The sequence below is a fragment of the Stutzerimonas tarimensis genome (assembly GCF_042648805.1).
GTDB lineage: Bacteria > Pseudomonadota > Gammaproteobacteria > Pseudomonadales > Pseudomonadaceae > Azomonas > Azomonas tarimensis.
The window spans coordinates 15,181-36,177 of sequence record NZ_JBHRXZ010000033.1; the positions used below are offsets into that span (position 1 = coordinate 15,181).

Annotated in this window: 20 protein-coding genes and 1 pseudogene; 13 read left to right on the top strand and 8 right to left on the bottom strand. The window is 65.0% G+C overall.

Annotated elements, in window-relative coordinates:
• Nucleotides 1-55 precede the first annotated feature (55 nt).
• Genes ACFOMF_RS18260 through ACFOMF_RS18270 form a run of 3 tightly spaced genes read left to right on the top strand, consistent with a single transcriptional unit; the run spans nt 56 to nt 5,827 of the window.
• Nucleotides 56-1,237: an efflux RND transporter periplasmic adaptor subunit gene (locus ACFOMF_RS18260; RefSeq protein WP_386367602.1), complete on the top strand. Its 1,182-nt coding sequence runs from the start codon at nt 56-58 to the stop codon at nt 1,235-1,237.
• On the top strand, nt 1,234-4,392 hold the full coding sequence (locus tag ACFOMF_RS18265; RefSeq protein WP_386367605.1) for a multidrug efflux RND transporter permease subunit: 3,159 nt from the start codon (nt 1,234-1,236) through the stop codon (nt 4,390-4,392). The genes ACFOMF_RS18260 and ACFOMF_RS18265 overlap by 4 nt, the downstream gene beginning before the upstream one ends.
• On the top strand, nt 4,385-5,827 hold the full coding sequence (locus tag ACFOMF_RS18270; protein WP_386367607.1) for an efflux transporter outer membrane subunit: 1,443 nt from the start codon (nt 4,385-4,387) through the stop codon (nt 5,825-5,827). Before ACFOMF_RS18265 ends, ACFOMF_RS18270 begins: the two co-directional genes overlap by 8 nt.
• Nucleotides 5,828-5,834: 7 nt before the next feature.
• Here ACFOMF_RS18270 and ACFOMF_RS18275 read toward each other — a convergent pair whose 3' ends face one another.
• From ACFOMF_RS18275 to ACFOMF_RS18295, 5 genes and pseudogenes are all read right to left on the bottom strand, one after another.
• The gene (locus ACFOMF_RS18275) at nt 5,835-5,960 is read right to left on the bottom strand and encodes a hypothetical protein (protein WP_386367608.1); all 126 of its coding nucleotides are present in this window, start codon (nt 5,958-5,960) and stop codon (nt 5,835-5,837) included.
• Nucleotides 5,961-6,022: 62 nt separating this feature from the next.
• Nucleotides 6,023-7,261 (bottom strand): organoarsenical effux MFS transporter ArsJ, encoded by a 1,239-nt coding sequence (gene arsJ, locus ACFOMF_RS18280; RefSeq protein ID WP_386367610.1) that lies wholly within the window; start codon nt 7,259-7,261, stop codon nt 6,023-6,025.
• A 100-nt stretch (nt 7,262-7,361) separates the two neighbouring features.
• Nucleotides 7,362-8,366 (bottom strand): ArsJ-associated glyceraldehyde-3-phosphate dehydrogenase, encoded by a 1,005-nt coding sequence (locus ACFOMF_RS18285; protein WP_386367611.1) that lies wholly within the window; start codon nt 8,364-8,366, stop codon nt 7,362-7,364.
• An 82-nt stretch (nt 8,367-8,448) separates the two neighbouring features.
• Nucleotides 8,449-8,547 (bottom strand): annotated as a pseudogene (locus ACFOMF_RS18290) (NAD(P)H-dependent oxidoreductase); the annotation flags it as partial.
• A 4-nt stretch (nt 8,548-8,551) separates the two neighbouring features.
• Nucleotides 8,552-8,908 carry a metalloregulator ArsR/SmtB family transcription factor gene (locus ACFOMF_RS18295; protein WP_386367613.1) on the bottom strand — a complete coding sequence of 119 codons (357 nt, stop codon included), beginning with the start codon at nt 8,906-8,908 and terminating at the stop codon, nt 8,552-8,554.
• A 347-nt stretch (nt 8,909-9,255) separates the two neighbouring features.
• Here ACFOMF_RS18295 and ACFOMF_RS18300 point away from each other — a divergent pair, with 347 nt between their 5' ends.
• On the top strand, nt 9,256-9,837 hold the full coding sequence (locus ACFOMF_RS18300; protein WP_386367614.1) for a plasmid pRiA4b ORF-3 family protein: 582 nt from the start codon (nt 9,256-9,258) through the stop codon (nt 9,835-9,837).
• On the opposite strand, the gene ACFOMF_RS18305 is transcribed toward ACFOMF_RS18300, so the two are convergent.
• Nucleotides 9,834-10,064, bottom strand: a complete 231-nt coding sequence (locus ACFOMF_RS18305) for a DUF2188 domain-containing protein (protein WP_386367616.1) — start codon at nt 10,062-10,064, stop codon at nt 9,834-9,836. The two genes, ACFOMF_RS18300 and ACFOMF_RS18305, sit on opposite strands and share 4 nt — an antisense overlap.
• Before the next feature lie 289 nt (nt 10,065-10,353).
• On the opposite strand from ACFOMF_RS18305, the gene ACFOMF_RS18310 reads away from it, so the two are divergent.
• Entirely contained in the window at nt 10,354-11,109 is a 756-nt protein-coding gene (locus ACFOMF_RS18310) for a class I SAM-dependent methyltransferase (protein ID WP_386367619.1), read from the top strand.
• On the opposite strand, the gene ACFOMF_RS18315 is transcribed toward ACFOMF_RS18310, so the two are convergent.
• Nucleotides 11,106-11,708, bottom strand: coding sequence for a class I SAM-dependent methyltransferase (locus tag ACFOMF_RS18315; protein ID WP_386367621.1), 603 nt, complete (start codon nt 11,706-11,708; stop codon nt 11,106-11,108). The genes ACFOMF_RS18310 and ACFOMF_RS18315 overlap by 4 nt on opposite strands.
• 113 nt (nt 11,709-11,821) lie before the next feature.
• Here ACFOMF_RS18315 and ACFOMF_RS18320 point away from each other — a divergent pair, with 113 nt between their 5' ends.
• The 5 genes from ACFOMF_RS18320 to ACFOMF_RS18340 all read left to right on the top strand — a co-directional run bounded on the left by ACFOMF_RS18320 (nt 11,822) and on the right by ACFOMF_RS18340 (nt 15,979).
• Complete coding sequence (locus tag ACFOMF_RS18320; protein WP_386367622.1) at nt 11,822-12,253, top strand: YqaA family protein; 432 nt, start codon at nt 11,822-11,824, stop codon at nt 12,251-12,253.
• A 118-nt stretch (nt 12,254-12,371) separates the two neighbouring features.
• A complete protein-coding gene (locus ACFOMF_RS18325; RefSeq protein WP_386367624.1) occupies nt 12,372-13,937 on the top strand; it encodes a methyl-accepting chemotaxis protein in 1,566 nt (521 codons plus the stop codon).
• A gap of 56 nt (nt 13,938-13,993) precedes the next feature.
• Nucleotides 13,994-14,572 (top strand): cyclodeaminase/cyclohydrolase family protein, encoded by a 579-nt coding sequence (locus tag ACFOMF_RS18330; RefSeq protein WP_386367625.1) that lies wholly within the window; start codon nt 13,994-13,996, stop codon nt 14,570-14,572.
• A 254-nt stretch (nt 14,573-14,826) separates the two neighbouring features.
• Complete coding sequence (locus tag ACFOMF_RS18335) at nt 14,827-15,036, top strand: cold-shock protein (protein WP_386367627.1); 210 nt, start codon at nt 14,827-14,829, stop codon at nt 15,034-15,036.
• 265 nt (nt 15,037-15,301) lie between these two features.
• Nucleotides 15,302-15,979, top strand: coding sequence for a class I SAM-dependent methyltransferase (locus ACFOMF_RS18340; RefSeq protein WP_386367629.1), 678 nt, complete (start codon nt 15,302-15,304; stop codon nt 15,977-15,979).
• Here ACFOMF_RS18340 and ACFOMF_RS18345 read toward each other — a convergent pair.
• Nucleotides 15,976-16,899, bottom strand: a complete 924-nt coding sequence (locus ACFOMF_RS18345; protein ID WP_386367631.1) for an alpha/beta hydrolase — start codon at nt 16,897-16,899, stop codon at nt 15,976-15,978. The two genes, ACFOMF_RS18340 and ACFOMF_RS18345, sit on opposite strands and share 4 nt — an antisense overlap.
• A 324-nt stretch (nt 16,900-17,223) precedes the next feature.
• Between ACFOMF_RS18345 and ACFOMF_RS18350 the strand changes: the two genes are divergently transcribed.
• Genes ACFOMF_RS18350 through ACFOMF_RS18360 form a run of 3 tightly spaced genes read left to right on the top strand, consistent with a single transcriptional unit; the run spans nt 17,224 to nt 20,306 of the window.
• The gene (locus ACFOMF_RS18350) at nt 17,224-18,276 is read left to right on the top strand and encodes an isopenicillin N synthase family dioxygenase (RefSeq protein ID WP_386367633.1); all 1,053 of its coding nucleotides are present in this window, start codon (nt 17,224-17,226) and stop codon (nt 18,274-18,276) included.
• Entirely contained in the window at nt 18,273-19,214 is a 942-nt protein-coding gene (locus ACFOMF_RS18355; RefSeq protein WP_386367634.1) for a hypothetical protein, read from the top strand. Before ACFOMF_RS18350 ends, ACFOMF_RS18355 begins: the two co-directional genes overlap by 4 nt.
• Nucleotides 19,215-19,229: 15 nt before the next feature.
• Nucleotides 19,230-20,306, top strand: coding sequence for a putative urea ABC transporter substrate-binding protein (locus tag ACFOMF_RS18360; protein ID WP_386367636.1), 1,077 nt, complete (start codon nt 19,230-19,232; stop codon nt 20,304-20,306).
• Nucleotides 20,307-20,997: the final 691 nt, after the last annotated feature.

Genomic DNA, 20,997 nt, shown 5'->3' on the forward strand with positions numbered 1-20,997 from the left:
GAGATGGATCTTTAGCCTCATTCCGATGCGCTGCCCGGACTGCAACAGGTACCTCATGAAGCCGTTTTCGCTTTGCCGCGCGTGGCTCTTGCCCGCCGTGCTCGCCCTAGTCGCCTGTAATGATGAACAACCCCAGCAGAACGACCAGCCTCCACCGCTTCCCGAAGTGACCGTGGTGGAGATGAGGCCGCAGCCGCTGTCGAACGTCCTCCAGGTTCCCGGGCGGGTACAGGCGGTGCGCACCGCCGAAATCCGCGCCCGGGTGAGCGGTGTCATCCAGCGCCGGCTGTATGAGGAAGGCACCGACGTGGAAGCCGGCCAGCAACTCTTCCAGATCGACCCCAGGGAAATGCAGGCGGCGCTGAACGCCGCCCAGGCGACCCTCGAGCGCGCCGAGGCGACCGAGACCAATGCTGCCCGGGACGTTCAGCGATACCGGGGGCTGGTGCAGAAACAGGCCATCAGCCAGCAGGAGTTCGACACCGCCGAGGCGCGGCTGCGCACTGCCCGTGCCGATGTATCCCAGGCCAAGGCGGCCATCGAGACGGCCAAGCTCAACCTTGAATACACCCGGGTGGAAACGCCCATCGCCGGCCTGGCCGGTCGCGCCGAAGTGACCGAGGGCGCACTGGTGAGCGCCGCCAACGGCACCCTGTTGACCCGTGTGGAGCAGTTCGACCCGGTCTACGTGAACTTCTCGCGCTCCAGCGCCGATCTGCTGGCGCTGCGCGCCGAAGTCGGCGCCGGCACCCTGGAGCTGCCCGGTCGCGGCGAGGTGGAGGTCAACCTGATCCTGGAAAACGGCATGAGGTATCCGCACACCGGCTACGTCAATTTTCTCGCCATGACCATCGACGAATCCACCGGCACCGTGGCGCTGCGTGCCGAAGTGCCCAACCCGGACCGGCTGCTCCTGCCGGGCCAGTTCGTGCAGGCGCAGATCTTGGCCGGCACCCGCCGCGAGGGCCTTGCCGTGCCACAGCGGGCGGTCTCGGTGACCAACCGCGGGGGCAGCGTGCTGGTCCTCGACGAGGAAAACCGCGCCCGCAATCGCCAGGTGGAACTCGGTGACCTGCGCGGCGATCAGTGGTTGATCCGCGGTGGACTCGAGCCCGGCGACCGGGTGGTGGTCGATCGCGGGCAGAGCGTCCGCGAGGGAGTGCAGGTCCAGCCGCAGCCGCTGGATAGCCAGAAGGCCGGCAGCGCGACGGCCACGGACGAGGCGGACAACTCATGACACCGACCTTTTTCATTCGCCGCCCGGTCTTCGCCTGGGTCATCGCCCTGGGCATCCTGCTCGGCGGTGTGCTCGCCCTGGGTGCGTTGCCCGTGGCGCAATACCCCTCCATCGCCCCACCGAACCTCAATATCAACTTGACCTATCCGGGCGCCGACGCCTCGGTACTGGAAACCAACGTCACCCAGGTGATCGAGCAGGAGCTCAGCGGGGTCGACGGTTTTCTCTACATGGATTCCACCAGCCGTTCCAACGGCACCGCATCGATCCAGCTGACGTTCGAGGCGGGCGTGGATATCAACGCTGCCCAGATGGAGGTGCAGAATCGTCTCAGTCGGGTCGAGCAGCGTCTACCTGAAGAGGTCCGCCGCCAAGGCCTGCGAGTATTCCAGGCTTCGCGGGATTTTCTGATGATCGTCGCGATCACCTCCGAGCGCGGCAACATGACCACCCTGGAACTGGGCCACTTCGCCAGCACCCGGCTGGTCGACGAGCTGCGCCGGGTGCCCGGGGTCGGCGATATCCGGGAGTTCTATACCCAGTACGCCATGCGCATCTGGCTCGACCCGGACCGCATCGCCAGCTTTGGCCTGTCCTCGGCCGAAGTGCTCGCCGCCGTGCGCGAGCAGAACAGCCAGGCGGCCGGGGGCGCCCTGGGTGAGCTGCCGCTGGCCGGCGGCATCCAGATCAACGCGCCGCTGGAAACCCGCGGGCGCTTCAGCTCGCCTGAGGAGTTCGCCGAGATCATTCTGCGCGCCGACCCGGACGGCTCCACTGTGCGGCTGCGCGATGTCGCCCGGGTCGAGCTCGGCGCGCAGAACTACAATGCGCGCACCGAGATCAATGGCCAACCTTCCGCCGGTCTCGCGATCCAGCTGGCCACCGGCGCCAACGCCCTGGACACCGCCGCCGGCGTGCGCCAGCGCATTGCCGAGCTGGAACCCACCTTTCCACCGGACATCAGCTGGTCGGTGCCTTTCGACTCCACGCCATTCATTTCCTCATCGATCCAGCAGGTCATCCTGACCCTGCTCCAGGCCATGGTACTGGTCGTGCTGGTGATGCTGCTGTTCCTGCAGAGTTGGCGCATCCTGGTGATTCCGACCATCGTGATTCCCATTACCCTGGCCGGCACCTGCCTGGGCCTCTGGCTGATGGGCTTCTCCATCAACCTGCTGACCTTGTTCGGCATGGTGCTGGCGATCGGCACCCTGGTCGACGACACCATCGTGGTGGTGGAGAACGTCAAGCGGCTGATGGACGAAGAAGGACTTTCTCCCTACGACGCCACGGTCAAGGCCATGGGGCAGGTCACCGCGGCAATCATCGGCACCACCCTCGCGCTGATCGCCGTGTTCGTGCCGCTGGCCTTCTTCCCTGGCTCCACCGGCGGCATCTATCGCCAGTTCGCCATCACCCTGGCAATCGCGGTAGGCATCTCCACGCTACTCGCCCTGGTACTGACCCCCGCGCTCTGCGCGAACCTGCTCAAGGCCCACGATTCCGAACAGGGTCCCAGCTGGAGCCAGCGGCTGTTCGCACCCTTCAACCGCTTCATGGATCGCACCACCATCGGCTACCACCGCGCCGTCGGCGGCGTGCTGGCCCGGCCGCTGCTGTTTCTCCTGATGTTCGCCGGCTTCCTGGCGCTCACCGCCTGGCTGTTGGTGAGAATGCCCAGCGCCTTCCTTCCTGCCGAGGACCAGGGCGCGGTCATGACGGTGATCCAGGCGCCACCGGGGTCGACCGCGGCCCGCACCGAGCAGGCTGCCGAGCAGGTCAAGCGCTTCTATCTGGAAAACCCCAACGTGCTGGCGGTGACCTCGGTGTTCGGTTTCAGCTTCTTTGGCCAGGGGCAGGCCCACGCCATGGCCTTTGTCCGGCTCAAGCCCTGGAGCGAGCGTCCCGACGAGGAAGACAGCGCCCAGGCCCTGGTCGGCCAGGCCATGGCGAACTTCTCGCAGATCCGAGAGGCGCAGGTGTTTGCCCTCAATCCGCCGTCCATCCCCGGCCTAGGCGTGGCCGGTGGTTTCACCCTGAAGCTGCAGGACCGCGGCGCCAACGGTTACCAGGCCCTGCTCGATGCCCGTAACCAGTTGCTTGCCAGTGCCAGCCAGAGCCCGGTGCTCGAGGGCGTACGCCCGGAAGGCGCCGATGACGCGCCGCGCCTGAGGGTCAATGTGGATCGCATCAAGGCGCGGGCGCTCGGGCTGTCCATCGCGGATGTCAATGCCACGCTGAGCATGGCTTTCGGCAGTGCCTACGCCAACGATTTCAACATGGACGGGCGGGTACTGCAGGTGCTCCTGCAGGCCGATGCCCCCTGGCGCATGACACCGCAGAACGTGCTCGACCTGCGCGTGCGCAATGCCCAGGGCGAACAGGTCCCGTTCGGTGCCTTCTCCACCGTGGACTGGACGCTGGGGCCGCAGCAATTGCAGCGCTACAACGGCTACCCCGCCATGACCATTTCCGGCAACGCCGCACCGGGGCGGAGCACGGGCCAGGCCATGGCCGAGATGGAGCGTCTGGCTGGCGAACTGCCGGCGGGCTTCGCCTTTGAATGGACTGGTGCTTCCTATGAAGAGCAGCAAGCCGCCGGCCAGGTCGGGCTGCTGCTCGGACTCTCCCTGCTGGTGGTGCTGATGGTCCTGGCGGCGCTCTACGAGAGCTGGACGATCCCGATCGCGGTGCTGCTGGTGGTGCCCTTCGGCGCGCTGGGCGCGATCCTGTTCGCGATGTTGCGCGATCTGCCGGCCGACGTGTACTTCAACGTCGGACTGGTGACCATCATCGGGCTGTCGGCGAAAAACGCCATTCTCATCGTGGAATTCGCCATCGAGGAGGAACGCAAGGGCAAGAAGCTCATGGAGGCGGTGATGAGCGCTGTACGCATGCGCTTTCGCCCGGTGGTCATGACCTCGCTGACTTTCATCTTCGGCATGCTGCCGCTGGTACTCTCCAGTGGCGCTGGTGCCGCCGGGCGCATTGCCGTGGGCACTGGCGTGATGGGCGGGATGATCCTTGCCACCCTGCTCGGACTGTTCTACATCCCGCTGTTCTACCTCGCCGTGCGCCGCTGGCTGAGCAAGCGCCACCCGCCGGACAAGACCGGCGACAGGCCGGACGACAGGAGGTCATCGCAGCATGCGTAAGCTGGTCTCGCTTTTCATCATGGCCTCGCTAGCCGGATGCCAGTTGGCGCCGCCACACGAACGCCCGGCCTCGCCGACCGCCGAACGCTACCCCACCGAATATGACGATCAGTCCGGCGAGACCACTGCGATGGCGCTCGGCTGGCGTGACTTCTTTCTCGACCCGAGGCTGCACGGCTACCTGGACTCGGCGCTGGAACGCAATCGCGACCTGCGCATCGCCGTGGCCCGCATCGAGGAAGCGCGCGGCCTGTCGCGCGTGCAAGGCGCCAACCGGTTCCCGACCCTGGGCCTGAGCGCCGACGCGGCCCGCTCACGCGTGCCGGGAGTCGGGGCAACCGCGGCGGGTGAGCCAGGCGCTGTGGCGGCGCAGGGTTCGGGAGTGAACGAGCGCTATTCGGTCGGCCTTGGCGTCAGCGCCTTCGAGCTGGACTTCTGGAGCCGTGTACGCAATCTCAGCGAAGCCGCGCGGGCGCAGTACCTTGCCACCATCGAGGCGCAGCGGGCGTTTCGCCTGTCACTGATTGCCGAGGTGACCGCCACCTACCTGGCGATCCGCGAGGCGGATGAGCGCATTGCGCTGGCCCAGGCCACGGTGCACAGCCGTGAAGAGGGTCTGGAAATCGCTCGCGTCCGCTTCGAATCGGGCATCACTTCGGCGCTCGACCATGCCCAGGCCGAAGCCTTGCTGACCCAGGCCGAAACCCAGTTGGCGAACCTGCGCCTGAATCAGGCGCTGCAGCGAAATTACCTGGTCCAGCTCGCCGGGGGCGACCTCTCCGGGCCGCTGCCCGAGCCGCGCCCGCTGACCGGGCAGATCAGCCCGACCCGCCTGGCGGTGGGCCTGCCCTCGGCACTCCTGTACCTGCGCCCGGATATCCTCGCGGCAGAGGAAAATCTGCGCGCGGCGCGCGCCAACATCGGAGTGGCACGCGCCGCCTTCTTCCCCCAGGTGTCGCTCACCGGCAGCCTCGGCTATGCCTCGAGCGAACTGGACAACCTGATCAGCCGCGACAACCGCACCTGGAGCATCGGTCCCTCGCTGTCACTGCCGCTGTTCGACTTCGGCCGCAACCGCGGCAATCTGACCGTGGCCGAGGCCCGCGAGCATGTCGCCGTGCTGCAGTACGAACAGGCCATCGAGACCGCCTTCCGCGAGGTCGCCGATGCCCTGGCCGGTCGCCGTTACCTGGCCGAACAGATCACTGCCCAGCAGCGCAACATGGAGACCCTGAGGCGCATCGCCGAGATCGCCCAGGATCGCTACGCCGAAGGAGTGGCGGGTTATCTCGAGGTGCTCGACGCCGAGCGCAACCTGTTCGAGGCCGAACAGACCCTGATCCAAGCCCAGCGCGCCGAGGTGCAGAATCTGGTCGAGCTGTATGTCGCACTGGGCGGCGGCCTGGAGGCCGAGCAGCTATCGGAGGCGCCCTGAGCGGAACCTAGAGCGGCCCAGGCTCCGGGATGGGATCAGGCGGCGGCTCGGGCTTGTCGAGGTTTTCCCGGGCCTCTTCGGGCAACTCCAGTGGCGGCTGGTCCGCCTCGGGTTCATCGGGTCGCGCGGTCATGGCGATCTCCTCTGCGCAGGCGACCTGGGGTCGCCAGTGGCTTGGCGTTCTCCCTTGGGTGATCACAGGGGCCGCGGGTTCCCCGCCTGCTCCAGATGGCGCGGCAAACCGACGGAAATCACCGCCGCCAGCAACACGAAAGCGCTCGAGACCCAGAGGCAGGCTTCCAGCCCATGGGCCTGGTACACCCAGCCCGACAGCAGGGTACCCACCAGCCGGCCCATGGCGTTGGACATGTAGTAGAAACCGACATCGAGCGACACCCCGTCTTCGCGCGCATAGGACAGGATAAGGTAACTGTGCAGCGCCGAATTGATGGCGAAGAGCACACCGAACAGCATCAGACCGCCAAGCAACAGCGTCCGCGGCGCCAGCCCCGTCATCAGCCCCAGCGCAATGGCCGCCGGCACCGCCGCCAGCGGCATGGCCCAGCCCAGCGCTGCTCGACCATCCGGCACGCGCCCCGGCGCCTTGCCGGTGAATCGTGGCGCAGAGGACTGGACGATGCCGTAGCCGATCACCCAGGCCGCCAGGAAGCCGCCCACCTGCCAGTGATCCCAGCCGAACACACCCGCCAGGTACACCGGCAGCGCGACCACGAACCAGACGTCGCGGGCACCAAAGAGAAAGAGCCGCGCCGCCGAGAGGAGGTTGATCGCGCGGCTCTTGGACAGCACATCGCGAAACTTCGGCTTGGCCTTGGCCTTGCCCAGATCCTTCTTCAGCGCCAGCAGGCTGCCGACCCAGACCAGCGCCAGCACCGCCGCCATCGCCAGCACCGCCCCGCTGAACCCGAACCCCATGAGCAGTGCCCCGCCCAGAAAGAAGCCGACGCCCTTGAGGGCGTTCTTCGAACCGGTCAGCAACGCCACCCACTTGTACAGGGTGCCCTGCTGGCCAGCCGGCACCAGGAGCTTGATCGAGCTTTTAGCGCTCATCTTGTTCAGGTCCTTGGCGATCCCCGAGAGCGCCTGGGCGGCCATCACCCAGGGCACTGTGAGCATCGCTGCCGGCACTGCCAGCATCAGCAGGGCCACCACCTGCAGCGCCAGGCCGATGTTCATGGTCCGGTTCAGCCCGAGATGAGCGCCGAGCCAGCCACCGACCAGATTGGTCACGACGCCGAAGATTTCGTAGAACAGAAACAGCAGGGCGATCTGCAGCGGGGTGTAGCCGAGCTGATGAAAATGCAGCACGACCAGCATCCGCAACGCGCCGTCGGTGAGGGTGAAGGTCCAGTAGTTGCCGGTCACCACCAGATACTGGCGGACCTCCGGGGCGAGGCGGGAAATGGCTGACATGATGTGGTTCCGACAAGATTGACTCTGCCGAGCAGGCGTCCGGTGGACCGGAGTCCCTCGACCCACGTGCCGACCCCTGGGTCGGCATCGGGCCGCTTGCTCAACCCGCCAGGCCCACCTTGCGCGCCAGCTCGACGGTGCGATTGGCATAGCCCCACTCGTTGTCGTACCAGGCATAGAGCTTTACCTGGGTGCCGTTGACTACCATGGTCGAAGGCGCGTCGATGATCGAGGAGCGCGGGTCGGTGCGGTAGTCGATGGACACCAGCGGTCGCTCTTCAAAGCCGAGGATGCCTTTGAGCGGACCGTCGGCAGCGGCCTTCAGCAGACCGTTGACCTCCTCCACCGAGGTCGGGCGCTCCACCTCGAACACGCAGTCGGTCAGCGAGGCGTTGGCCAGCGGCACCCGCACCGCATGGCCGTTCAGCCGGCCGCGCAGCTCGGGAAAGATCTCGGCGATGGCGGTGGCCGAGCCGGTGGTGGTGGGGATCAGGCTCATCCCCGAGGCCCGCGCCCGACGCAGGTCCTTGTGGGGCTGGTCGAGGATGCTCTGGGTGTTGGTCAGGTCGTGGATGGTGGTGATCGAGCCGTGACGAATGCCGAGGGCCTCGTGGATCACCTTGACCACCGGTGCCAGGCAATTGGTGGTGCAGGAGGCGGCAGTGACGATGCGGTGCTCGGCCGGGTCGAACAATCCGTCGTTCACGCCCATCACGATGTTCAGCGCCCCCGGCTCCTTCACCGGCGCACTCACCACCACCCGCTTCACGCCCTGGTCCAGATAGGCCTGCAGCACCGCGACGCTCTTCATCTTGCCGCTGGACTCGATCACCAGGTCGCAGCCGGACCAGTCGGTGTCGGCGATGGCCTCGTTGGCGGTGACCCTGATCCGCTTGCCGCCGATCACCAGCGTGTCACCTTCAGCCCCCGCCTCCTGGCTCCAGCGCCCGTGCACCGAGTCGAAGTCGAGCAGGTGGGCGTGGGTGGCGGCGTCGCCGGCCGGGTCGTTGATCTGCACGAATTCCAGCTCCGGCCAGCCCCAGGCCGCGCGCAGGGCGAGCCGGCCGATGCGACCGAAACCGTTGATACCTACCTTGACTGTCATGTCGCTGTTCCCGTGAAGTTATCGTCGAAAGCTCGGATGGACCGCTGGTTGACCCGCGCCGAAATCTGCTCGCCAGGGTCTTGCCCAGGCTCAAGGGCACCCAGTCGATCTGTGCCTTGAACACCGCGCTTATCCCTCCGTGGCGTTCTGGCGAGCACCAGACCTGGCCTTCGGACCATCGCGGATCAGCTGCAGGCGGTGGCGCGTTCGGGCCGGTTACGCATGCGCTCGAGGCGCTGGACGTTGGGCTTGAGCCAGTGGCGGTTGGCCGCCAGCAGACCCTCGAGAGTCGCCGGCACCCAGTCGGGCAGGTCCGGATGCAGCCGGTAGTAGACCCACTGCCCCTGACGGCGAGCGGCCAGGATGCCGCAGCTGCGCAACTGGGCCAGGTGGCGGGAAATCTTCGGCTGGCTGTCGTCGAGCGCAGTGGTCAGCTCACAGACGCACAGCTCTCCCTCCTGCGCCACCAGCAGCGTCATCCGCGCCCGGGTTTCGTCAGCCAGGCACTTGAACAAGGTCGCGGGCGTCAACAGCTCAACCATCGGTCAGCCCTGCCCAGACGGTTGAAGGGGATGGGCTTGGCTATATGCCTGGTAACCAGGTGGGACATGGCTGCTTCCGCTTGATAAATATGGTTTGGCGAATATATAAACTGGCGAATATGAAAGTAAAGATGCGCTGACGGGTCCAGCTCCGGCTGTTTGGAGATACTGGACGCCTGTGGAGCGTTCGATGACATGTGTCTCCATGCTCGCCACCGCAGCCGAGGCAGGTACGAGCAGGCGTTGCCGGCAGCCGGGAAGTCCTGACAACCTGAGGGCCTCGACGCCAGCCAATGGCGAGGCCGGCGCCGGCTCTGCTAACGTCGGCCTTTTCCACGAGTTCAGACATGGCCTTTGTTACCACTCCCGTCTGGATCACGCTGGTGGTCCAGCTCGAACCGCTCCATATCAACCCGCCGATCTGGCGCCGGCTGGTCGTCAATGGCGACAGCAGCCTGCGCAAGCTGCACCACTTCATCCAGGCGTCCATGGGCTGGTCGAGCCAGCACCTGCACGAGTTCACCGTCGGGGACAACACCTACGCACCGCCGGACCTCGATCCGTCCTTGAGCATGAGCCTGGATGACCGCAAGCTGAAGCTGTTCAAGCTCAAGGCCGGTGACCGTTTGCGCTATCTCTATGACCTGGGCGACAGCTGGCAACACGTCATCGCCGTGGAAAAGGTGGAAAAGGCCCCACAGGCCGGGACCTTCTGCGAAGTGCTCGGCGGTGAACGGGCCTGCCCGCCGGAGGACATCGGCGGTATGCCCGGCTACCTGGACCTGCTGGAGCGGATCCGGACACAACCGTACAGCGCAGAGACCCGCGAACGCCTGCTCGACCTGGGCGGCGATTTCGACCCCGAACTCTTTGACTGGCGAGCCGCCAATGCGGCGGTACAGCGAATCTGCAACAACCTCTGGGGCTAGCCGCCGGTTTCCTGTGGATGCTGGTCGCGGGGATAGACCAGCTCCCGCTCGACCTGGCCTTGCGCATCATGGACCAGCACTCGTGCCTTACGCAGCTTCAGGTAGTCGCGGGTCTTTTCGAGAATGTCGTCCTGGTCCGATGCTTCGACCAGGGCATCGGCAAAACCATCCTCCTTGAGCATCCAGCGTTCGTCCTCGTGGGTGATGTGATAGGTCTTGATTTCCATGTTGGCTCCCGATTCTGGCGGTTATCGAATTAGAGCGCCCGCGCCACAAGGGTTCCGATCCGGGACGCGCGCCGCCGCTCATGTCCGCGCTCACGCCACATGCCTTCGCAGGGTGCTAAGCTTCTCGCCGATGGGCATGTGGCAAGGCGGTCCGGCCGGCCTCTGCACTCACCCCGCCGACTTCTGGCGCTGCCGGGCATGTTGCAGTGGCTTGCCCGGCGGCCTGATGAAACGCAGCGGGCGGTTGGGGCAGCGGTGATGTCCTGCCCTGCTTGAGCGGAGAGCTGAGATGTCGTTCGACAATCACTTCAAGGCCGTCTCGGCCCACTATGCCAGCAGCCGGCCGAGCTATCCGGACGCGCTGTTCGCCTGGCTCGCGGCGCAGTGCGAGAGCCATGGACTGGCCTGGGATTGCGGCACGGGCAGCGGCCAAGCCGCGCTGGACCTGGCCGAGCGCTTCGAGCGGGTGTTGGCCACCGACGCCAGTCCGCAGCAGATTGCCTGTGCGCCCCGCCATCCGCGTGTGGACTACCGTGTCGCGCTGGCGCAGCAATCAAGCCTGCCGGCCCGCTCGGTCGACCTGATCACCGTGGCCCAAGCGCTGCACTGGTTCGACCTGCCTGCTTTCTATGCTGAAGCGCAACGGGTGCTCAAGCCAGGCGCGGTGATCGTCGCCTGGAGCTACGGGATCATCCAAGTGGAAGGCGAGGCGCTGAATGCGGAAGTTGCGCACTTCTACCACCGGGTGGTCGGCCCCTACTGGCCGGCCGAACGCCGCCATGTGGAAACGGGTTATCGCGAGCTGCCCTTCCCCTTTGCCGGCCTCGAAGCGCCGGCGCTGGCCATGACGCTGGACTGGTCGCTGGCGCAACTGCTCGATTACCTGCGCAGCTGGTCCGCCACGGCGCGCTATCTTGAAGCCAGGGGCGAGGATCCGGTGACCCTGCTGGGCGAACAGCTCGAGCCGCTGTGGGGCAAGGGGACGCGACAGGTACGCTGGCCGCTGGCGATCCGTGCGGGGCGACTTGGCAGGACGCCTGCCTAGGGCTTGCGCGCCACCAGCAGGAACACCGGATAATCCCTCTCGCCCCGGTGAACGTGAAATACCGTGTCGAAGCCAACCTCGGCAAAGCCGGCTGTCTCCACCTGGGCGGCCAGTGCATGGCGATCGAAGCCGTTGTGTCCGGTAAATCCGGCACCATGAAAGGAGCCGTCCTCGGCATCCAGGTCGGCTATGCATAGGTAGCCACCGGGTGTCAGCAGCCGGTTGAAGCACTGCAACAAGGCCCCGGTGTCCGCCACATGGTGGAGGGTCATCTGGGTGTAGAGGATCTCGAAGTGCTGATCTGGCAGGGGGTCGCTGGTAAGGTCCAGCTGCAGGGCCGCCATCGTTCCGGGGTCTTCCTGCGCGAGCTTCTCGCGCACCACTGCGAGCATGCCGGGCGAGTTGTCGGCCAGGGTCAGCGGGCCCAACCGCGAGCGCAAAGCGAAACTGAGCAGGCCGGTCCCGCAGCCGTATTCGAGACCACGCATGTCCGTGTTCAAGGGCACCCGCGCCACGATGCACTCGGCCACCGCCGCCGCCCGCTCCACTCGGGACCGCTCCGCGTCCCAGCCTTTGGCCCGCGTGTCGAATTCACTCATGTCAGCTCCGTCCTGCCGTGTTCCGGCCAAGCATAGTCGAGGTTGAAACATCCGGCAGAACCTGTGCATGAGCCGTTCGGTTACCCTGCCTGCCTTTTCTCCGGGAGACGGGCATGGCCGGACTCGGCGGCTACTTCGGCTTGTTTTTCGCGGCGTTGATCGCCGCCACCCTGCTGCCGGCGCAATCCGAAGCCGTGCTGGCCGGCCTGCTGCTGGCCGGCGCCCACCCGGCCATGGCGCTCTTGGCGGTGGCGACCCTGGGCAACGTCCTGGGTTCGCTGATCAACTGGTGGCTTGGACGAGGCATCGAAGCCTTCCGCCATCGCCGCTGGTTTCCAGTCAACGAGCGGCAGCTGGCGCGCGCGCAGCGCGGTTATCAGCGGTGGGGCTATTGGTCGTTACTCCTGAGCTGGGTGCCGATCATCGGCGACCCGCTTACCGTGATGGCGGGGGTCATGCGCGAACCCCTGTGGCGATTTCTCCTTATCGTGACCTTGGCCAAGGGCGGGCGCTATCTGGTGCTCGTCGCCTTGATTAAAGTTTGACGTTTTATTGGCGACAGAGATAAGACCAAAGGCATGTTGCCGTTAAGGCTTTTACCTATTGCTGTCCAAATCATCCGAATGCAATGATCATTCGTCATACAAGAATATAGACATAGCCATGCGGAATAACGGACCTGTGACAAACGTCGAGCGTACCTTTCCAGCCGAGCAGCGCTTGATCTCGGCGACCGATACGCATGGCAACATCCTCTACTGCAACGACGAATTCGAGCGGATCAGCGGCTATTCGCGCGACGAACTCCTTGGCAGCCCCCACAATCTGGTCCGCCACCCTGACATGCCCGAAGCCGTGTTCGCCCTCATGTGGCGTTACCTCAAGGCCGGCAAGAGCTGGATGGGCATAGTCAAGAACCGCACCAAGAACGGCGACCATTACTGGGTCAACGCCTACGTCACTCCGATCATGGAAAACGGCCGGGTCTCCGGCTACGAGTCGGTACGGGTCAAGCCCTCCGCCGAGCAGGTCGCGCGCGCCGAGGCCCTGTATGCGCGCATCCGCGCGGGCAAGCGGCCAATTCCCTTGCAGAAGCGACTAGCCGACCTGGGCAGACGCGCCAGTGTCCCGCTGGCAGCCGCGCTGCTGGCCCTCGGCAGCGCCGTCCTGCTCCCCACCGCATTGGCGATGCCGCTGACGGTAGCACTGTTCCTGCTGGTGGGCTGGGTCGGCTGCGCACGCGAAAAGGCCCATGTCGAAGGGGTGCTGACCGGCTCTCCACAGGTCTATGCCGACCCGCTCAGCGCCCTGACCTATACCGATAAGCAAGGCCCGGTGGCCCTGCTGGAAATGATGGCCATCAGCGAGCAGGCCCGCCTGCGCACCGCCCTTACACGACTGAACGACATGTCCAGCCAGGTCGCCGAGGCTGCCGCCGACTCATCTTCCCTGTCCCGCGATACCGAACAGGCGCTGCAGCATCAGCGTGCCGAGACCGACATGACGGCTGCTGCCGTGACTGAAATGGCCGCATCGATCAGTGAGGTCGCCGGCCATGTTCAGGTCACCGCCAGCGAGGCCCAGACCGCGGCGCAACTGGCACAGCGCTGCAGCTCGGTTTCGGAAACCTCGCGCCTGGCGATCCGGGGACTGGCCCGACGGGTTTCGGAAATCAGCGCCGCGGTCGATCACCTGGCAGGTGAAACCCAGCAGATCATGTCGGTCGCCGACATCATCAAGAGCATTGCCGATCAGACCAACCTGCTGGCGCTGAACGCTGCCATCGAGGCCGCCCGCGCAGGCGAGCATGGTCGCGGTTTTGCCGTGGTGGCCGACGAGGTCCGCGCCCTCGCCAGCAAGACCCGCGCCTCGACCGAACAGATCCAGGGCATCATCGAGAGTCTGAAACAGGGTGCCGACGGCGCGGTGTCGATCGCCAAGACCGGCCTGCAGGAAGCCGACCGCGGCGTCCAGCAGGTCACCGAGACCCAGCAGGCGCTGCAGGGCATCAGTGAAGCGGTGGAGCGCATCAGCAGCATGAGCCTGCAGATGGCCGCGGCCTCCGAACAGCAGTCCCATGTCGCCGAAGACATCGCCCGACAGGTGAACAATGTCGCGGCCACCGTGGAGAGGACCACCACCAACGCCAACACCGCGGCCGAGCGCGGCCAGCAATTACAGGGCATTTCGGTGGACCTGCGCGCGCTGGTGGAGCGCTTCAACCGCTAGAGAACGGGAACGCCGGGCTCCCGACTCACTCCAACCGAGACAGCCCGGAGCTCCCCATGACCGACGACACCCCTCTCTGGCAATGGTCGCTGGACCGCTTCCGCCGGGAAACCGCCAGCAGCCAGCCCACCCCCGGCTGCGGCGCTGCTTCGGTGATAGCCGCGGATATCGGCCTGGCACTGGTCCTCAAGGGGCTGCGCATTACCGCGGCAAAACGGTCCACACCCGAACTCCAGCACCTGCTGAGCCAGGGCGACGCCCTGCTGGAACGCCTAGGCGAGTTCGCCAACGATGACATACGTGCCTTCAGCCGCTACCTGCAGGCCAGCCAGACCGGTGAAATCGCTCCGACCGAGGCCGCCCGGCAGGCCTGTGCCGTGCCTCTGGCCACCGGGCACGCTTGCCTCGAAGCGCTGAAGCTGGCCACCGCGGCTTGGCCGCTGTGCGCGGTAATAGTGCGCAGCGATGTCCAGGCGGGCGCCCTGCTGATCCGCGCCGGACTCGATGCAGTCCTGCTCAACGTGGATGCCGACCTTCCCAGTCTCGAAGACGACATCGCCCGGACGCGCGCGAGCGAAGCGAGACAGCGATTGCAGCGGGATGCCCGTGCGTTACATATGCCTTGGGCTACCTGATATACAAACCCCTCGGAAGCGAACCGCGAGACAAAATATTTTAAGAAAAGTTCTTGAAGAAGCAGGAAAAATAAAGGTTTACAGCGCTCCCAAAGCGAGTAAAGTAGCGCCACTGTTCTGCAATTGTCATTTCGATACCAGTTTGATGCTCTGAATCTTCAGGATATACATCTCCTCGGCTCGTTTTACTCTTGTTATTCAGTCTCGGCCTGGGTGTTCCAGCGTCGCGATTCTTTTTACCTTGGAGATATATCATGTCCACTCGTCAAACTGGCGTCGTAAAATGGTTCAACGATGAGAAAGGCTTCGGCTTCATCACCCCGCAAGAAGGTGCTGACCTCTTCGTTCACTACCGCTCGATCGAAAGCGCCGGCTTCAAGAGCCTGAGCGAAGGTCAGAATGTCAGCTTCCTGGTCGTAAAGGGCCAGAAAGGTCTGCAGGCTGATCAGGTTCAAGTCATCTAAGACTTGAAACCGCAAAGAGCCCCGTTCCGACGGGGCTTTTTTATTGTTGCATCGCCAGCTATCGGCATAGCTCTCTAGCCGGCTTCATCGCTCGTATCCTCCCTGCGACCAAGCAACCCCTGCCGCCTCGCGTTCCGCCTACGTTTCCTTTCGGATCGTTCCACGTCCTCGCACAGCAGATGCGCCTTGCGCAGCCCCAGTGATCCCGAGCCGCTCCCTGAATCCCCGGTACAACCCGGTGGATCGTCACTGCATGGAACCTCGAATGTCGGGTTATCAGATCAAGCACGAAACCGTCCGCGTGGGGCCGATGCTGTTCACCCTGCGCGTGTTGCTCGATCACGAGCAGTACGACGACCCCAACGGCGCAGCACAGCGACTCGGCATAAGCCCCGACTGCTGGTCACTGTTTGGCCAGGTCTGGCCTTCCGGCCAGGTGTTGGCCGAGGCCATGGGCCTTCTGGACGTGGAAAGCCTGCGCATTCTCGAACTGGGCGCCGGCCTGGCGCTGGCCAGCCTCGTCGCCCACCGCCGCGGGGCGGATGTCACCGTCAGCGACTATCACCCGGAGATCCCCGCCTTTCTTCAGGCGAACCTGGCGTTGAATGGCCTGGGGCCGCTCAAGTATTACCCCGCCGACTGGTCCGCTGAAGCGGTCGGACTGGGCCAGTTCGACCTGATCATCGGCAGCGACCTGCTCTACGAATCGGTTCATCCGGCAATGCTCGCCGACTTCATCGACCGGCATTCGGCCGACAACGTGGATATTCTGCTGGTCGATCCGGATCGGGGCTATGGCGACGCCTTTCGCCTGGAGATGGCCGAGCTCGAATACAGCACCCGCACCACCCGGGTCGACCGACTGCTGGACAATGGAGAACGCTACCGTGGCGCCATGCTCCACTTCAGTCGCGATGAGCGCCAGCCGGTTCCAGCACGCTAGTCCTGAGCCAGGCCGGCCATCTCGAACTGCAGCTGGCCGGCCCCGAGCAAGGCAGCGATGGCGTCGGCATAGCTGCGCCGCGCCAGGCGCATGCTGTTGTTGTGATTGGCCCCCTCGACCAGCAGCAGCTGCTTGGGCTGGTCCGCCGCCTCGTATAGGGCCTCGCCCAAACGCGCGGGCACATAGTTGTCCTCGGTACCGTGCACTACCAGCAACGGCACACCGATGCGATTCACCTTGGCCGCCGAGTCGAAGCGCTGGGTCAGCAGCCAGTGAACCGGCAATGACGTGTCGATGACCACCGCGGCCGCCTCGCCCAGCGAGGTGAAGGTGGACTCGACGATCACGCCGACGACTTCGGGCAATTGACCGACACTTTCCCGGGCAAGCGCAGCTGCCAGGTCGACCGCCACCGCGCCGCCCAGGGAGTGGCCGTAGATGAGCCGCTTTGCCGGATCGGGCTGCAGCGTCTTCAGGTACTCCCAGGCGACCCGGGCATCTGCATAGACGCTCGTCTCCGAAGGGATTCCGCCACGGCTGCGGCCGAAGCCCCGGTAGTCGATCGCCAGAACGGAAAAGCCGAAGTCGCGCAGCTGCTCGATGCGAAACAGATGCCCGGTGAGGTTCCAGCGGACCCCGTGGAGGTACAGCAGGGTCGGCGCGTCACCTTCCGGATGGGCCCACCACCAGGCATGAAGGCTTTCATCCGGCGTGAAGTGTTCGGCGCGCAGTTCAAGCTCCTCGACCGACTCGGGAATGCCCCGGTACCAGCCCGCGTCGCTGGCCTCGACACGGAACACCAGCTCCCGCTCCTTCTGCTCGAGCAGTTCGCAACCGCGCGGCAGCGCCATGACCAGCGCCGCCATGACACTGATCCCCAGCCAATGTCGTCTTACCCTGCGCCAGATCCGATGTCTCATGCACTTCTCCCATGGATAAGGATGACCGCGCTCTCCAGGCGCCCTATGTCCGCTCCCTGTCACGTCAGCGCTTCCTGACGAGGCATGTGTCGCGTTGATGCACCAATAAAAGGCGTTTCGCTGTCCGGCGCACCAACCCCACCTACCCCACCAGCCCTCTGACAGCGCATTCTTTGAAAGGCTACCGCCTCGCAAGGGGCTGGCGCAGTATTTGCTATGTACCATTTGCTACAAGTCCCCAGTCCCGGGACGACCCGGGGATGGCCAACTGCGCCATCGACACTTCTGGACGGCCAGGTAACTCATGAGAAATCAGGAGGTTGCATGGCATCCTCGATTGCATCCCCACATACCGCCTTCAAGAGGCTACCGCTGGTCGACATCGCTCGGCTGTTCAGCGATGCCCCTGAGCAGCGCCTGTCGGCTGCCGAGAAACTGGGCAAGGCCACGCGCGAAGCAGGCTTTCTCTACATCACGGGCCACGGCATCGATCCGGCGCTGATCGAGCGCCTCAGGCAGCGCACCGCCGAGTACTTCGCCCAACCGCTGCAAACCAAGATGCGCGACTACATCGGCCAGTCCAGCAACCACAGTGGTTATGTGCCGGAGGGCGAAGAAGAGTTCGCTTCTGCCACGGTGGATCACAAGGAAGCCTATGACCTTGGCTTCGACCTGCAAGACCCGGCGCTCCAGCGACCCATGCTCGGCGCCAACCAGTGGCCCGACCTGCCGGGGTTCAAGGAAGACATCAAGGCCTATTACGAGGCCGTACTCGGGTTGAGCAGGACCCTTTTCCAGGGTTTTGCCCTGGCCTTGGGGCTGCCCGAGGACAGCTTTCTGCGTCATGTCAACCAACCGCCGAGCCAGTTGCGCCTGATCCACTACCCCTACAACCCGGACGCACCGGTCGACCGTCCCGGCATTGGCGCGCACACCGATTACGAGTGCTTCACCATCCTGTTGCCGACCGCGCCAGGGCTGGAAGTACTCAACGGCGCCGGCGAATGGATCGACGCGCCGGTCATGGAGGGAGCCTTCGTCATCAACATCGGCGACATGATGGAGGTACTGAGCAATGGCTCCTTTGTTGCCACCTCGCACCGAGTGCGCAAGGTGGCCGAGGAGCGCTACTCCTTCCCGCTGTTCTGCGCCTGCGACTACGACACCCTGATCGCACCGGCACCTGCACTGCTAAGGGAAGGCGAGACCAGCCGCTACGAGCCGCTGATCTGCGGCGAACATTTGTTCGCCCAGACCGCGCAAACCTTCGGTTACCTCAAGCGCCGGCTCGAATCCGGTGAGCTGAAGCTGCCCGAAAATGCCAAGGGTCTCTCCTCCTTTGGCTACAAGGCCAAGTATGACGAGGTGCAGCCATGAACCTGCTGGAACTGGTCAGGCGACACCCGAACCGCCCCAGCAGCAGCGTGCCGGACTGGATGCTGGGTTATTTCAAGCGCCGCGCCATCAGCTTCGCCAATGGGCGGACCGACACGGCCACCCAGGTCTGCTGGCTGCAGAGCCGCAACTTCACCATCGACCTGCGCCTGCCGCTGGAGCGCGACCAGGTGCCGGCTCGCGCACTGGCCGACTACAGCCCGGATGAGCTGCAGATCCTGGCTAACCACGAAGGCTGGGAGGCCCTGTCGCATTGGGATGGGAAGGCCCTGAGCTGGTCTGACGACACCAGCCTGCAGTTGCACAACCGTTGGCCGGAGCCGGCGCTGCTCAGCCGCATCGGCAATTGCATGATCGAATTCGCCCCCAGCGGCGCTTACGTCGAGGACTGGCGCCTGCAACCCTCGGCGCCCGGCCCGCTGATCGGCCTGCGGCTGATCGAGGAGCGGGATCTGGCAAGCGGCGCGCTACTGCACCGTGGTGGCGGGCTGATCGTCTGCGGCGAGCATGCCGCCCTGGTGCTCGGCCGACCCGGGCCCATCGCGCATGACGGACTCGACCTGCGCGATCAGGTGGCCCGCGCCGTCGGCGTTCCGGAGCGCCTGGAGGCCCTGTTCGACTTCGAGACCTCGGTGGCTCACGGCTCGCTGGAAGCGGGATTCCGCGTGACCCTCAGTACCCGCCCCGAGCGTGTCGGCGCGCCGCTGCTGGCTCTTGAGGGCTTCAGCTACCTGGCCGAACAGCAGCAGGTCCGCCAACGCTTCGAGCGCGACGGCCGCGACTGTGAGCGGCTGTTTTCCATCGATACCCTTGAGCCGACGCTGGCCTATCCCCAGACCACCGAATTCTCCGCCGACGCCCATGCCTGGTTCGAGCGCGAATCCGCGACGCTGAACCGTTATACCCAATCGCTGATCTGATCCCGAGGTGAACACATGACCTTTGCAAAGCGCCTGTTCCAACTTTTCGCCGCCAGCGCCGCGACTCTGTGCCTGTCGGTGAGCGCCTCCGCCGCCGGGCAGAAAGATAACTTCCAGGTCGCCTGGTCGATCTACTCCGGCTGGATGCCCTGGGGCTACGCCGCCGAGCACGGCATCATCGACAAGTGGGCCGACAAGTACGGCATCAGCATCGAAGTCGTTCAGCTCAACGACTACATCGAGTCGATCAACCAATTCAGCGCCGGCACCTACGATGCGTGCGGCATGACCAACATGGACGCGCTGACCATTCCCGCCGCCAGTGGCGTGGACACCACCGGGCTGATCCTCGGCGACTACTCCAACGGCAACGACGCCATCCTGCTGAAGAAGGGTTCGAGCATGGCGGACATCAGGGGCCAGCAGGTCAATCTGGTGGAACTGTCCGTCTCGCATTACCTGCTCGCCCGGGCGCTGGACATGAACGCCATGTCCGAGCGTGACGTGAAGGTGATGAACACCTCGGATGCCGACATCGCCGCGGCCTTCATGACCCCCGGGGTCACCGCCGCCGCGGTGTGGAACCCACAGCTGAGCATGATCAAGGCACAGATGCCGGAGGTCGCCGAGGTGTTCGACTCCAGCCAGATTCCGGGAGAAATCATTGACATGATGGCGGTGAACACCGCGGTGCTGGAGGCCAACCCGGCGTTCGGCAAGGCGCTGGTCGGGGCATGGTTCGAGACGCTGGAACTGATGAGCGGCGACAGCGACGAGGCCCGCGCGGCCCGCACCTACATGGCAGAGCAGTCGGGCACCGACCTTGCCGGCTATGACGAGCAACTGACCCGCACGAAGATGTTCTATACCCCGGCCAGCGCCCTGGAGTTTGCCGCTGCACCGGATCTGCGTACCACCATGGAGCGGGTGCGTGACTTCTCCTTCGACAAGGGCCTGCTGGGAGATGGCGCCCCTGACGCGGATGTGGTCGGCATGCAGTTCGCGGACGGTTCGACCCTGGGCGACACGGATAACATCAAGCTGCGCTTCGATACCCGTTACGTGGAAATGGCGGTCAACGGGGACCTCTGAAGGCCCTGGTGCGCTTGTTCGCGAGCAAGCTCGCTCCTACGGGTGGGTGGTGCTCTAGCAATCAAGCGGACTCTAGCCCGCTTTTGTAGGAGCGAGCTCGCTCGCGAAGCGGAGTGTGAAGGCTGCGCGAGGCCTCTGGCGGTGCGCCGGCCATTCGCGAGCAAGCTCGCTCCTACGGGTGGGGTGGTGCTCTAGCAATCAAGGCGGACTCTAGCCCGCTTTTGTAGGAGCGAGCTCGCTCGCGAAGCGGGGTTTGAAGGCTGCACGAGGCCTCTGGTGGTGCGCCGGCCATTCGCGAGCAAGCTCGCTCCTCCGGGCGGGGTGGGTGCCTTAGCAATCAAGGCGGGCTCTAGCCCGCTTTTGTAGGAGCGAGCTCGCTCGCGAAAGCGGGGTTTGAAGGCTGCGCGAGGCCTCTGGCGGTGCGCCGGCCATTCGCGAGCAAGCTCGCTCCTACGGGTGGGTGGTGCTCTAGCAATCAAGGCGGACTCTAGCCCGCTTTTGTAGGAGCGAGCTCGCTCGCGAAAGCGGGGTTTGAAGGCTGCGCGAGGCCTCTGGCGGTGCGCCGGCCATTCGCGAGCAAGCTCGCTCCTACGGGTGGGGTGGGTGCTTTAGCAATCAAGGCGGACTCTAGCCCGCTTTTGTAGGAGCGAGCTCGCTCGCGAAAGCGGGGTTTGAAGGCTGCGCGAGGCCT